Source organism: Metabacillus litoralis (genome assembly GCF_003667825.1).
Lineage (GTDB): Bacteria > Bacillota > Bacilli > Bacillales > Bacillaceae > Metabacillus > Metabacillus litoralis_B.
On record NZ_CP033043.1, the window covers coordinates 676712 to 690798 of the forward strand.

At 34.8% G+C, this 14087-nt stretch carries 13 protein-coding genes; 8 read left to right on the forward strand and 5 right to left on the reverse strand.

Features of this window, described 5'->3' with window-relative positions; genetic code table 11:
* The first annotated feature begins 10 nt into the window (after window positions 1-10).
* The 4 genes from D9842_RS03120 (at window position 11) to D9842_RS03140 (ending at window position 4841) form a co-directional block, all read left to right on the forward strand.
* Complete coding sequence (locus D9842_RS03120; RefSeq protein ID WP_121661239.1) at window positions 11-1876, forward strand: PTS fructose transporter subunit IIABC; 1866 nt, start codon at window positions 11-13, stop codon at window positions 1874-1876.
* Between the two features lie 298 nt (window positions 1877-2174).
* Window positions 2175-2597, forward strand: coding sequence for an organic hydroperoxide resistance protein (locus tag D9842_RS03125; protein ID WP_121661240.1), 423 nt, complete (start codon window positions 2175-2177; stop codon window positions 2595-2597).
* A gap of 182 nt (window positions 2598-2779) precedes the next feature.
* Window positions 2780-3340 (forward strand): signal peptidase I, encoded by a 561-nt coding sequence (lepB, locus tag D9842_RS03130; protein WP_121661241.1) that lies wholly within the window; start codon window positions 2780-2782, stop codon window positions 3338-3340.
* A 574-nt stretch (window positions 3341-3914) separates the two neighbouring features.
* Window positions 3915-4841, forward strand: coding sequence for a DUF4349 domain-containing protein (locus D9842_RS03140; protein WP_121661243.1), 927 nt, complete (start codon window positions 3915-3917; stop codon window positions 4839-4841).
* A gap of 11 nt (window positions 4842-4852) precedes the next feature.
* Here the strand turns inward: D9842_RS03140 and D9842_RS03145 are convergent, their stop codons facing one another.
* A complete protein-coding gene (locus D9842_RS03145) occupies window positions 4853-5113 on the reverse strand; it encodes a hypothetical protein (protein ID WP_121661244.1) in 261 nt (86 codons plus the stop codon).
* 141 nt (window positions 5114-5254) lie between these two features.
* Complete coding sequence (locus D9842_RS03150) at window positions 5255-6697, reverse strand: carbon starvation CstA family protein (protein ID WP_121661245.1); 1443 nt, start codon at window positions 6695-6697, stop codon at window positions 5255-5257.
* Window positions 6698-6941: 244 nt separating this feature from the next.
* Between D9842_RS03150 and D9842_RS03155 the strand changes: the two genes are divergently transcribed.
* A complete protein-coding gene (locus tag D9842_RS03155) occupies window positions 6942-7553 on the forward strand; it encodes a LysE/ArgO family amino acid transporter (RefSeq protein ID WP_121661246.1) in 612 nt (203 codons plus the stop codon).
* A 14-nt stretch (window positions 7554-7567) separates the two neighbouring features.
* A complete protein-coding gene (locus D9842_RS03160; RefSeq protein WP_121661247.1) occupies window positions 7568-8455 on the forward strand; it encodes a CPBP family intramembrane glutamic endopeptidase in 888 nt (295 codons plus the stop codon).
* A gap of 136 nt (window positions 8456-8591) precedes the next feature.
* Here the strand turns inward: D9842_RS03160 and D9842_RS03165 are convergent, their stop codons facing one another.
* The gene (locus D9842_RS03165) at window positions 8592-9017 is read right to left on the reverse strand and encodes a hypothetical protein (protein WP_121661248.1); all 426 of its coding nucleotides are present in this window, start codon (window positions 9015-9017) and stop codon (window positions 8592-8594) included.
* Between the two features lie 178 nt (window positions 9018-9195).
* Here D9842_RS03165 and D9842_RS03170 point away from each other — a divergent pair, with 178 nt between their 5' ends.
* Both D9842_RS03170 and D9842_RS03175 read left to right on the forward strand, forming a co-directional pair.
* Window positions 9196-9693 carry a spore coat protein gene (locus tag D9842_RS03170; RefSeq protein WP_121661249.1) on the forward strand — a complete coding sequence of 166 codons (498 nt, stop codon included), beginning with the start codon at window positions 9196-9198 and terminating at the stop codon, window positions 9691-9693.
* Window positions 9694-9914: 221 nt separating this feature from the next.
* The gene (locus D9842_RS03175; protein WP_098798064.1) at window positions 9915-11534 is read left to right on the forward strand and encodes an ABC-F family ATP-binding cassette domain-containing protein; all 1620 of its coding nucleotides are present in this window, start codon (window positions 9915-9917) and stop codon (window positions 11532-11534) included.
* A gap of 88 nt (window positions 11535-11622) precedes the next feature.
* On the opposite strand, the gene D9842_RS03180 is transcribed toward D9842_RS03175, so the two are convergent.
* Together D9842_RS03180 and D9842_RS03185 are read right to left on the reverse strand one after the other, a co-directional pair.
* Window positions 11623-12354, reverse strand: coding sequence for a LytR/AlgR family response regulator transcription factor (locus tag D9842_RS03180; protein WP_121661250.1), 732 nt, complete (start codon window positions 12352-12354; stop codon window positions 11623-11625).
* Between the two features lie 9 nt (window positions 12355-12363).
* Window positions 12364-14085, reverse strand: a complete 1722-nt coding sequence (locus D9842_RS03185) for a sensor histidine kinase (RefSeq protein ID WP_121661251.1) — start codon at window positions 14083-14085, stop codon at window positions 12364-12366.
* Window positions 14086-14087: the final 2 nt, after the last annotated feature.

Below are 14087 nucleotides of genomic sequence, written 5' to 3' on the forward strand. Positions count from 1 at the left end.
GGGAAAAAAGATGAGGATAACAGAAGTATTAACAAAAAGGACAATAAAATTAGAAATCCAATCAACGTCAAAGGGCGACGTTGTAAAAGAATTAGTTGATGTTCTAGATCGTGCTGGTAAGCTTTCAAACAAAGAGTCTTATGAGCAAGCAGTATTAAATCGTGAAAAACAAAGTACAACAGGAATTGGTGATGGTATTGCGATTCCTCATGCTAAAACAAATGCAGTGAAAGAACCTGCTATTGTGTTTGGACGTTCAACAAATGGTGTGGATTATGAGTCATTAGATGGCCAGCCAAGTTACTTGTTTTTCATGATTGCTGCTCCAGAGGGCGCAAACAATACCCACTTAGAAGCATTGTCAAAACTCTCAAGTATATTAATGAAGCAAGAAGTAAGAGATCAGTTACTACAAGCAAAAACAGAGGATGAAGTGTTGGCGATTATCGACCAATATGATGTTCAAGAAGATGAGAATGTAGCTGTGTCATCCGAAGGGAAAATAGGTAAAATATTAGCTGTTACTGCATGTCCAACGGGTATTGCTCATACGTATATGGCAGCAGATGCATTAAAAGAAAAAGCAAAAGAGCTGAACTTATCGTTAAAAGTAGAAACGAATGGTTCCGGTGGAGCTAAAAATGTTTTAACTCCTGCAGAAATTGAAGAAGCCACAGCAATTATCGTAGCTGCAGATAAACAAGTAGAAATGGAACGTTTTAAAGGTAAGCATGTGATCATTGTTCCAGTTGCTGATGGTATTCGTAAAACAAAAGAATTATTAGATCGTGCTGTGAATCAAGATGCTCCAATTTATCAAGGAAGTGGAGAGTCGAAAAAAGAAGATCGCAGTGGTGAAAGAACTGGATTTTATAAGCACTTAATGAACGGTGTATCTAATATGTTACCGTTTGTTGTAGGTGGCGGTATCTTAATTGCCTTATCGTTCATGTTTGGAATTCATGCATCAGATCCTAATGACCCTTCACATAACGCCTTTGCTGAAGCATTGAGCACAATTGGTGGCGGAAATGCATTTGGATTAATGATTCCTGTATTAGCTGGATTCATTGCATTAAGTATTGCAGACCGTCCAGGTTTAGCACCAGGTATGGTTGGTGGATTTATGGCTGCTCAAGGTGGCGCAGGCTTCTTGGGTGGATTAATTGCTGGTTTCTTAGCAGGTTATATTGTTGTACTTTTAAAGAAACTTTTATCTGGTATGCCAGCTTCTTTAGAAGGTATTAAGCCCGTTCTGTTATATCCGGTTTTAAGTATATTCACTGTTGGAATGATCATGTTCTTTGTAGTAAATAAACCTGTAAGTGCATTAAATGGTGTGATTAGTGACTTCTTAGGCAACTTAGGTACAGGAAACTTAATACTTCTAGGCTTACTGTTAGGCGGTATGATGGCAGTAGATATGGGTGGTCCAATCAATAAAGCTGCTTTCACATTTGGTATTGCAATGATTGATGCTGGAAACTTTGCTCCGCATGCTGCAGTTATGGCAGGTGGTATGGTTCCTCCACTAGGAATTGCATTAGCTACTACTTTATTCAAAAATAAATTTACAAAACGTGAACGTGAAGCAGGTATTACTTGTTATATTATGGGTGCTTCATTTATTACAGAAGGCGCTATTCCTTTTGCAGCAGCCGATCCAGGTCGTGTTATTCCTTCCATTATTACTGGTTCTGCAGTAGCTGGAGCTTTAGCAATGTTCTTCGGAAATGGATTACGCGCTCCACACGGCGGTGCATTTGTTATTCCTTTAGTTGAAGGTAACCCAGTTTTATATTTACTAGCTATAGTAATTGGTGCAGTAGTTACTGCATTAATGCTTGGGATTTTAAAGAAGCGTGTTACTGAATAAAAGAATGTAATTAATAAAGCTGACTGATTTTTAGTTTACTAGAAATCAGTCAGCTTTTTTTATAAGCGAGTTAATTTCATAATTATGACACTTAAATCAAAAAACGAACATTTTTCTTCATCTTGAACATGTTAGTAAACAATACGCGGATAAAAACATGATTAAATGTGAAATTCATACGTTTTTTGGTAACAAATGATACATTATGAAATTGATTCAAGTAAAGTGATTAAAAGTGAAAAAAGTTGGGTAAATAAAAGTAGTAGAGAAAAAGCTAGAATTGAAAGGTGGAATAAACTTGTCAAAACCATTATTTACATCAACAGTAAAAGCAGTCGGTGGACGAGATGGCAGAGTTGAGTCATCTGATGGCAATATCAATTTACAATTAGCAATGCCAGGTTCACCTAGAGCCAAGGAAATCCCTGAAGCAACAAATCCTGAGCAATTATTTGCGGCTGGTTATTCTGCATGCTTTGACGGTGCGTTACAATTAATGGCAAAAAAAGAAAACGTGAGCTTTGAGTCTGAAGTTACGGCAAATGTTAGTCTCCTAAAGGACGAGTCTGATGATGGTTTTAAACTTGGTGTTACGTTACAAGTAAAAGGGACAGGTATTGAAAAGGACAAGCTTCAAGAATTGGTTGAGAAAGCACATGGATTTTGTCCATATTCAAAAGCAACAAGAGGAAATATTGAAGTGGAACTAGAGGTAGAATAAGAAGTTACCTTTAATAGTAAAGATTTCATCAACTAAATAAACAAAATATTATTTCTAATCCCCGGTGAATTTTCCATTCACTCGGGGATTAATTGTTTTTATAGAAATTGTATATTTATTGGCAAAATATCCATATAAAAAGGTATAATGATAAAAGAGCAATGTAATTTAGGAGGATCTTCATGTCACAAACAGAAACAGAAACAACGAAGTCAAAGATGTGGGAATGGACAAAGGCCATTGTGCTAGCGGTTGGACTAGCTATGATTATTCGTATTTTTTTATTTGAACCATATCTTGTAGAAGGATCTTCAATGGATCCAACACTACATGATGGGGATCGTCTTTTTGTTAATAAAACGTTAAAATTTATTGGTGAGATCGATAAAGGTGATATTGTTATTATTGATGGCAAAGAAGAAAACATTCGCTATGTAAAACGTGTAATAGGTGTCCCTGGAGATAAGGTCAGTGCGCAAGATGGAAAAGTGTATGTAAACGGAACGGTTATAGAGGAACCATATCTTAATAGTAATGAAAAGGAAGCAGAGAGTATAGGAATTGACTTAACGGATGATTTTGAAGAGATAGAGGTACCGAACGGTAACTATTTTGTTATGGGAGATAACCGACTAAATAGTATGGATAGTCGAAACGGTCTAGGTTTAATTGAAAAAGATCGTATTTTGGGTAAGTCTGAATTTATCTTTTTCCCATTTGATCATTTGAGTAAAACAGAATAGTTCATGCAACGAAGGGTTGACTCAAAAGGTTCATAAAATAACGACTTTTGAGCAGCCTTTCTTTATTTTTGTGTAGAAACAAATAACAAGGATATTTTAATGAAAAAGAGGTATCTCTTCCCCTTACTTTGTATCCATTTTTCTCTTTTTCTTTATTTCTGTATTTGTTTAAAGTTTTGTGCAGCGCAAAGATGCCCTCATTCAATCGTGTTTTTTGAAGTGTTTGTTCTTGACTAAATGAAGATTGTTGCAGATAAATATTATTTTAAATTGATAGTGGAATGGAGCGGAAGACACTTGACTCCTGCGGGAGGTAGAGGAAAGGCTGAGATCCCGCAGGCGAAGCCGAGGAGGCTCAGCTTGCTCCCCGCGGAAAGCAAGTGTCTGGAGCGCGATGGAACGAACCAGTTTTATAGTTAATTTTATTATTTTTTAAAAAAGGCTAACCTAAAGGTCTAAAATCTAGACTTTTGGGTCAGCCTCTTTTTAAAGTTATCTTCCATATCTTTGTAACATTTCATACTTTTAAGCGACTACATATATAAGTCAAACACGACAAAGGAAGTGTTAAAAGATGAAAAAGTGGAGGTTTCTTTTATGTTCATTCTTTCTCGTTATACTTTTTACTGGTTGTAGTAACAATTCAAGTGAGAGTGCAACTGAGAATACGACGAGTCAATCCGCTGATCAAGCTGTTCCGGAACTGGAAAAGAAAGAACAATCAGAATCAGGCTCAGTAGAAAATACGGTTGAAAAGGAAAAAAAGGAAGATAGCATTGATAGTGATAGGATGGTTATTTATACAGCTGACCTGTCTATAAAAGTATTGAATTTTGATGAAACAGTGAAATTTGTTCAAGAGAAAATAGAAACTTTACATGGATATGTTGTACAGTCTCATTCCTACTCTGTGGATGGTGGAGAAACGGTTGAGGGTACAATAACAGTGAGAATACCCCAGGAATCTTTTCATTTATTTTTGGAGAGTGTTGAAAAGGGGAGTACAAAGATTTTAGATCGTTCAATATCAGGTCAAGATGTAACAGAAGAATTTGTTGATCTTGAATCACGTTTAAAATCTAAACAAGTTGTTGAAAAAAGATTGCTTGAATTTATGGAGAATGCTGAAAAAACAGAGGATTTATTGAAAATTTCAAGCGACTTAGCAGCTATTCAAGAAGAAATTGAGACAGTAAAGGGAAGAATGAATTACTTAGATAATCAAGTAAGTTTAGCTACTGTAACCCTTCAAGTTAGAGAAGATAAAGTAAATGTTCCAGGACTTGATAATGAGGATTTGAATACTTGGGAGCGGACAAAGAAGCAGTTCATGGAAAGTGTGAATGTTGTTTTAAAATCAATGTCTAGTATTTTTATTTTCTTAGTTGGAAGTTTACCGATTTTAATTCTTATAGGTGGAATTCTTTTTATTACGCTTTTCATTTTTAAAAGAAAAAGAAAGCATAATCAAGGAAAACCACCAACTAATTTAGGTGAATAAATGAAATGCTATTATGTAGCCAAGACCGTTAAAATAAGCATCGTAATAAAGACAGAACCTATTACTAGTAGTACACTAACTAAAATAGGCATTTTTTTATCCTCAAGGTGATAACGGGGAAGAATTCTCTTTAGTGAGAGCGAAATAATGATGTAAATGAATATAACCCCGATAATAAACGTAACACCACTAGACTCAAAACCTAGAAAGGCAAAATAAATTCCTGAAAAAAAGATTAGTAAGCAGTATTCAATTAGAGTGTGTAATTTCATGATAGTGATAGTCTCCCTTAAACTTTTAGATAGCTTATTTTAACATAAATTGAATATGAGTTTAAGAAAGGCAAGGACGAAAAATTGAACTTATGGAAGTAAAGAAGCAGCCAGGAAAGCTGCTTCTTTTTTGGGATAATGCTATGCTGCAATATTTATGTCATCATCAAGTTGTAAATTATTTTCTCTTGCCTTAATAGCGGACTTATAAAAGAGTCCAATAATTAAAACAGTGACGATGCTAGCGCCGATATATGAGGTTGTTAATGATAATCCGAAGCCAATTGCTGCATTCAAAATATACGTGGTTGTGGCCATTGTCATGAAAATCCCTGGAATCATAGCAATCCAATAGTTTTTCTTAGCGATGAACAAATACATTGAAGCTACCCATAATGCAATTACTGCTGTTGATTGGTTTGCCCAAGAAAAATAACGCCATAATAGTGTAAAGTCAATTTTAGTTAGCGCAAATGAGATAATGAACAATGGAATCGCAATCCAAAGGCGACTCATAATTTTAGATTGAGAAATGTTTAAATAGTCTGCAATGATCATACGTGCACTTCTAAATGCAGTATCTCCAGAAGTAATCGGTAGTACAATGACACCTAGAACTGCTAACGTTCCACCAATTGCTCCTAACATGGCAGTAGAAGCTTCACTTACAACTGCAGCTGGACCACCATTAGCTAAAATATCAGCTAATCCATTATAGCCGTCAAATAAACTCATAGCTGCAGCTGCCCAGATCATCGCAATAATACCTTCAGCAATCATCATTCCATAGAAAATAAAGCGACCTTGAGATTCATTTTGTGTTGTACGTGAAATGATCGGTGTTTGTGTTGCATGAAATCCAGATAAGGCTCCACAAGAGATAGTTAAAAATAATAGTGGGAAGATCGGTGCTTTATCAGGATGCATATTAGCAAACGTTAATTCAGGAATTGGTGCACCGGTAATGACTAATGAGACACCTACACCAATTGCACTTATTAAAAGTAAAGCCCCGAAAATTGGATATAAACGACCAATAACCTTATCGATTGGTAATAGTGTTGCTAAAATATAATAGATAAAGATAGCACCTATAATCACTCCAAATGATACCCAGTCAGGAGTAATACCTGCTAATAAATCGGCTGGTGCTGTTACAAATACAGTTCCCACTAAAAGTAATAATAAAATAGCAAAAGCATTTACAACATGTTTCATTGCTTTACCTAAAAATTTCCCTGCAAGCTCTGGTAAGTGTGCTCCACGATTACGAATTGAAATCATTCCTGTCAAATAATCATGAACAGCACCAGCGAAAATACATCCGATGACAATCCAAATGAATGCGGCTGGACCATATAATGCTCCCATAATAGGTCCGAAGATTGGTCCTACTCCAGCAATATTTAATAATTGAATAAGAGAATTACGTTTCTTGCCCATAGGGAGGTAATCAACGTCATCTCTACGAGTGATAGCTGGTGTTTTTCTTGCTTCTTTCACACCAAAGACTTTTTCTACAAAACGACCGTAAATAAAATATCCTAAGATTAATAGTACAATTCCAGCAATAAATGTATACATAAAAGGACCTCCATTAGAATGATGAATACGCTTACATGAATCTTAACAAAAAAACAACTCAAACGGAGTGTTTTGTGATTAAGATGTAAAATAGAGAGTGTAACATGTAGTAAAACGCTTTCAAGATGCAGGTGATAATAAATAGAATGTAAGATTTAAAGTTATATATTTAAAAACAATTCGTATTCATATATGATGTTAATATCTGTTAAAAAAGGAAACTCTAAATAATGGAGGAAAAGAAGTGGAAGCAATATTGCATGGAATATTATTAGCATTTGGGTTAATTCTTCCTTTAGGTGCACAAAATGTGTTTGTTTTTAACCAAGGAGCACTTCAACCTCGATTTGTGCGGGCTCTTCCAGTTATTGTTACAGCAGCACTTTGTGATACATTTTTAATTATTCTTGCAGTCCTAGGAGTATCTGTTATTGTTTTTTCATTTGAATGGTTAAAAATAACTATATTTTTGATAGGAATTATGTTTTTGCTTTATATGGGTTGGTCTGTTTGGAGGTCAGATGAACAGGCAGGTAAGGAGCACCAATCCTCCTCATTATCTCCAAAAAAACAAGTTATGTTTGCGATGAGTGTTTCTTTATTAAATCCACATGCAATCTTAGATACAATTGGTGTCATTGGGACGAGTTCACTTGCTTATAATGAAGGAGACAAGGTGTTATTTACACTAGCTTGTATTATTGTTTCGTGGATTTGGTTTGTTGGTCTCGCGCTGACAGGAAGAAGTATAAAGAAAATTGATCAAAATGGAAAACACTTGAGAAAGATAAATAAAGTTTCTGCTCTTATTATTTGGGCAGTAGCTGTTTATTTAATCTTTCAATTAATAAGTTAAAAGGAGATTTGTTGATGAGGCAAAGTTTTATCAAAATTGAAGAAGGTAAAAATACGCATAAGAGGTATATTGGTTCTCTATTTGTTATTTTAGCTTTTATGCTTATTTTAGGAACAGTTGCATATACAGTAGCACTTATATTAGGGGAGCTTGTTCAACCTGGTTTGATAGATTTTGAGACGGGGTTGGTAACAGACCCTTTAGTTGATCTTTACCTGCTACACTTGCAAAGCATTTTTTTGATTCTTGGTCTACTTATTGCAGTTAAAGCGATCTTAAAAAGAAGGTTTATCTCATTAATAACACCGTATAAAAACCTTAATTGGGGAAAAGTATTTTATGGTTATGTAGTTTTATTTATATTATTAGTTGTGTTTACATTAATCGATTATGCCTTTTTCCCAAATGATTATTATTTAAATGATTTTGATGCTAACAGGTTTATGTGGTTATTGGTTGCGGTAATTTTTCTGGTTCCGATTCAAACAACTTCTGAAGAACTTCTGTTCAGAGGGTTCCTTCTTCAGTGGGGAGCAAAATTTACGACAAATCCGATATTGCTTGCTATTATAGTTGGCGGGATTTTTGGTAGTCTTCACTTTTTTAACCCAGAAATGGAGTATGGAGCCTTTTGGGTAGCGCTAGATTATTTAGCAATGGGGTTTATTTGGACGTATATTTCAATAAAAACAAACAGTTCAGAGTTCTCTATTGGTGCACATGCAGCAAATAATATGTTTCTCTGCTTATTTTTAACAATGGACGATACTGTTTATGGTGACATACCTTCCGTGTTTGTAACAACGAATGTCAATGCAATGCTATCGACACTTACTACGATCATCACTGGTGTGTTATTTACAATCATTGTATTTCAGAAACAAAAGAAAGAGATGAAATAGAGACTTAATCTATAGAGCGTGCTATTTAGCGCGCTCTTTTTTTATACTATCAGAAGGTATAAGTTTTTGTGGGTGATCGTATAAGGAAAACTAAGGCTTTCGCCATTAGGACTTGGCGATAAGTCAAGTTTGCTAATTAGTGAACAAGTGTCGATTGTCGTTCCTTTAGAATATTTTCTATCAAGGTTAGGTGTATTGCAGCCCAGGATTTTTCTCGAAAATGTAGAATAACACTTATCACTAGTATTGTTAGATAGATGGAAATAAAAATAACAAAAGGCATACTGCCGTTCTTAAATAAAAAATCTTGAAGTTGCTTTGAAAAAAGAAAAAGTAGCCAAGGACCAGCAGATACAAATACAGGAATCATTCCTGTTCCATTTTTTTCTTTTAAAATTCGATAATACATTTTTTCTAATGTTGAGGTATCAATAGAAAGATAGAAATGTTTAATTTGTTCTATTTCTTTTAGTTCTTTTAATTTATGAAGCGGTTGTCCATTTTCGACTGTTTTTTTAAACTTTAAATAAAGTTTATGTGCATCCCCGCGTGTTGAAATCATATGATGATTACCTCCGTTCCCTAAATTAAGTCGTTAACAATTGTCATGAATTTTATACATCAAATTATCAACCTGGGTTATAAAATCAGAAAATTCACAGCCCATATTTGATAGGACAAACGACCATTTTTCTTTTAATGAATAAAGCTATAGGGATTAATGATCAGGGGGAGAGACAATGAATTATTCATATCAAAATGTACCAAAACAAAAAACACTTGCTTGGCACGAGACATTAGAGTTACATGAATTAGTAGCTTTTTCGTCAATTGGATTAATGAAATTAAAGAAGGGTCTTAATAAAATTAGTTGTCCTACTTTAAAATCAATTTATTCTCAGTCAATCCGTGAGTTAGAAACAAACATAAGAGAATTGTTACAATTTTATCCGTTAGCTGCACGTGGAGAGGAAGATTCGAGAGACATGGATAAAGCTTTTTATGCTGGAGATTTACTAGCATTCTCAAAAGCGGCAGTTAGAAACTATGCTGTGGCAATAACCGAGACAGCTACTCCTGAGTTGAGGAGTGTCCTAGCTAAACAATTACAATCAGCTATAAATATTCATGCAAGAATCTTTTATTACATGTATGAAAGAGGTTTTTATCCCGCATATAATTTACAAAAACTACTTAACAATGATATAAATCTCGCAAAAAAAGCTTTATCTATGTAGGAAGGGAAGGAAGCAACCAATATGGGGTGCTTCCTTCTGTTTATACATCTTTTGTCACCTGTTTTTCTGTATTCATTGATATCACTAGGAATTTCCATTATAATAGGCATGTCTGTAAAAGTGTGTCTAGTTTTATTCATTACTGCTATTTTTCATTAATGGCATAATGATTACTAAAAAATAAAGATATAGGGATTACCCTTATTTGTGGAGGATGTTTCATGATTCAAGTAACGAATGTTAGCTTACGATTTGGAGATCGCAAGCTTTTTGAAGATGTTAATATTAAATTTACTCCGGGTAACTGCTACGGTTTAATCGGGGCAAATGGAGCCGGGAAATCAACATTTATTAAAATTTTATCAGGTGAGATTGAAGCCCAATCTGGTGATGTTAGCATGGCACCTGGTGAACGTTTAGCAGTACTAAAACAAAACCATTTTGAATATGAAGAGCATGAAGTTTTGAAAACTGTCATTATGGGTCATAAACGCCTTTATGAAGTAATGCAAGAAAAAGATGCTATCTACATGAAAGCTGACTTCACAGATGAAGATGGTATGAAGGCGGCTGAGTTAGAAGGTGAGTTCGCTGAGCTAAATGGTTGGGAAGCCGAAAGTGAAGCTGCAATCCTTTTAAAAGGACTTGGTATCTCAGAGGACCTTCATACAAAGAAGATGGCAGATTTAACAGGTGGAGATAAGGTTAAAGTACTCTTAGCTCAAGCGCTTTTTGGTGAGCCAGATGTTCTTCTTCTGGACGAGCCAACAAACCATCTTGATATCCATGCAATTCAATGGCTAGAGGAATTCCTAATCAACTTTGAGAATACCGTTATTGTAGTATCTCATGACCGTCATTTCTTAAACAAAGTTTGTACGCATATTGCTGATTTAGATTTCTCTAAAATTAAAATCTATGTTGGAAACTATGACTTTTGGTATGAGTCTAGTCAATTGGCACTTAAACTAGGGCAAGAAGCTAATAAGAAAAAAGAAGAAAAAATTAAAGAGCTTCAAAACTTTATTGCGAGATTTAGCGCTAATGCTTCGAAATCAAAACAAGCAACATCACGTAAAAAATTATTAGATAAGATTTCCTTAGACGACATACAACCATCTTCTCGTCGTTATCCTTATGTAAACTTTACACCTGAGCGTGAGATAGGGAACGATGTTTTGCGTGTTGAAGGATTATCAAAAACAATTGATGGTGTAAAAGTTTTAGATAATATTAGCTTTACTTTAAATAAGGAAGATAAAATTGCATTAGTTGGTCGAGATGAAATTGCGATTACAACTCTTTTCAAAATCTTAGCCGGGGAAATGGAACCTGATAGTGGCTCATTTAAATGGGGTGTAACAACTTCTCAGGCATATTTCCCAAAAGATAATGGCGAATATTTTAAAGGTGATGAGCCGAATTTAGTGGATTGGTTACGTCAATATTCTCCTAATGACCAAAGTGAAAGCTTTTTACGTGGCTTCTTAGGCCGTATGCTGTTCTCTGGTGAAGAAGTTTTGAAAAAGCCAAGTGTATTGTCTGGAGGAGAGAAAGTTCGTTGTATGTTATCAAAAATGATGCTTAGTGGAGCTAACGTGCTTTTACTAGATGAACCAACGAACCACTTAGATCTTGAATCAATTACGGCTTTAAATAATGGTCTAACCGCATACAAAGGCGCAATGATCTTTACTTCTCATGACCATCAGTTTGTTCAAACAATTGCGAATCGTATCATTGAAATAACTGCGAATGGCTTAGTTGATAAACAAATGACTTACGATGAATTTTTAGAAGATGATAATGTTCAAAAGCAAGTAAAGCAATTATATGCTTAATTAAAAATAGCTGGTATGAAAATTTCATACCAGCTATTTTTTTGTTCTAGTTAAGTTTACCTTTTTGTGAAAAATTTAATATTGAGGTTTAGATCTCTAACCGTTCACGTAGGGCTTTTACGTAATTACGACTAACTGAAAGTTGCTCAGAATAACCTTTCAGTTCAAGTTGATAAGCTCCGTTAAACCATGGAATTAATTTTGTTACATATTTTAAATTAACAAGATAACTTTTGTGTATTCTGAAAAAACTAAAGTCCTTTAGTCGTATTTCTAAATCTTTTAAAGGAGTTTTTGTTTCATATTTAAATACACTGCCAACAATTTTCGTTACCCGTTCATCACGATATAAATAGAGAATGTCGTCTGGGTGAATATAGACAATTCCCTCATCACTTTCCACAGCCAATTTTGATGGAAATTCTTCTTGCTGGGGGATTATATTTACTAAGCGGTCTTCCAATCTACCAATTGTTTCTTGCAATCTCTCTTCTTCAAAAGGCTTTAATACATAATCAATTGCATCATAACGAAAGGCGTCTACTGCAAATGAAGGGTAGGCTGTTGCAAAAACTAGGAGAGGTTGATGCTTTAATTCCTTCATTGCCATAGCTGTTTCCATTCCATTCATTTTAGGCATTTCAATATCTAAAAAAACAACATCTGGCTTTAGTTGCAAAGTTTTAACTAAGGCAGATTCGCCTGAGTCTGCCTCACCAACAACATGAATAATATCATGCTCTGAAAGTAAGTGTTTTAATTCATCCCTGCTATAGCGTTCGTCATCAACAATCAATATTTTGATTTGTCTCTTTTTCATTTTGTCCTCCTACTTTACCTTAAAAGACACGGCTGTACCTTGATTAAGTTTTGAAGAAATACGCAGTGTGCTTTCCTCTCCGAGCATGAGCAAAAGTCTTCGATTCACATTATATAACCCAAAGCCAGTGCCTTGTTTGGACTCAACAATACTTTTTACTAAAGAGTTTAATCGACTAAGCTCAATCCCCTTTCCGTTATCTTCAATTGTTACAAATATACTAGTACCCTTATGTCTAACAGAAATTTTTATTAAGCAATTCTTATCCAAATCTTTTATTCCATGTTTGATGGAGTTTTCAACAATAGGTTGTAAAGTTAGTGTAGGAACTCTTTGAGATAAAGCCTGATGATCTATATCGTATTCAACAGATAGTTTATCAACAAATCTTGCTTCCTCAATAGAGAGATATGCTCTTACATGTGCAAGCTCCTCCTCAAGGGTAGTCCATTTTGTCGTTGTTCCTGTTAGATTTTTTCTGAAAAACTGTGATAAAGATAAAAGTAACTTCCTTGCTAAGTCAGGGTTTGTCCGAATTAATGAGACAATAATGTTTAATGAATTAAATAAAAAGTGAGGGCTGATTTGTGCTTGAAGCGCTTTAATTTCTGCTTCGTTTGCTAATTGTTTTGCTTGTTCGGCTTCTGCGATTTCTAATTGGTTGCTGAGCAATGAACTTAACCCTCTAATTAATTCGATAACTAAATAAGAAATATCCTTTTCAAATTGAAAATAAAATTTTAATGTTCCAATTGTTTCGTCCCTTATTTTTAGAGGGGCAATAACAGCGGCGCCTAATGGACAGTTTTTTTCTTGACATTGAATATCTTCTTGCTTGGCAATTGTGAGCTTTCCATTTTCAAGAACTTGTTTTGTTAGGGTTGTTTGAATCTTTTGATTAGCTTTGTGATGATTATCAGCCATTCCAACATGAGCTAGAATTCTTTCTTGATTTGTTACAGAGATGGCCAAGGCATCTACCTCTTTTAAAATGATTCTACACACAACATCTGCGGTTTTTAACGTTAGCCCATTTCTTAAATAACTAAGAGTTTGCTCTGCTAATCTCAGTGCTTTTTGTGCTTGCAATGCCCCAATTTTTTCTTCTTCATTTAAGACGTTTCGTATGATGAGAAGAAAAATAGCTGATCCAACACCATTTGCAACAATCATTGGTAGACCAATTGCTTCTACAAGCTGTAACGCTTGATTGTATGGTCTTGAAATGAGGAGGATCACAAGCATCTGTATTGTCTCGGCCAAAGCTCCAACAAATAATGCAGTTGACAAATTTAGACGAGCTTTTTTTCTATAAAAAAATCCAGATAGAATTCCAGCAAGTATAGCAGATATTCCGCAAGATAAAGCAGTAAACCCGCCGAGAGAATATCGATGAATTCCAGCTAATAAACCAGCACCAATACCGACTTTATACCCACCCAGTAGTCCTGCAATAATAATGCCAATAACTCTTGAATTGGCAATTGCTTCCTCGTTTCCTAGAGCATAGGCCCATCTGTCAAACTGTAAAGAGGTTGAATCAAACGTTATACCAGAATATGTACCAATTATACCAAAAGCACCAAAGAATAAAATTGCATAATATTGTTGTTTTCTACTAATTTCGTTTCGTTCAATCATATGTCTGAAGAAAGGCAACCTTGTCATAATAAGAGCAACGGTAACAATGATTCCTAATCTTTCGAGCATCGTCAAAAATAACACAAACATGT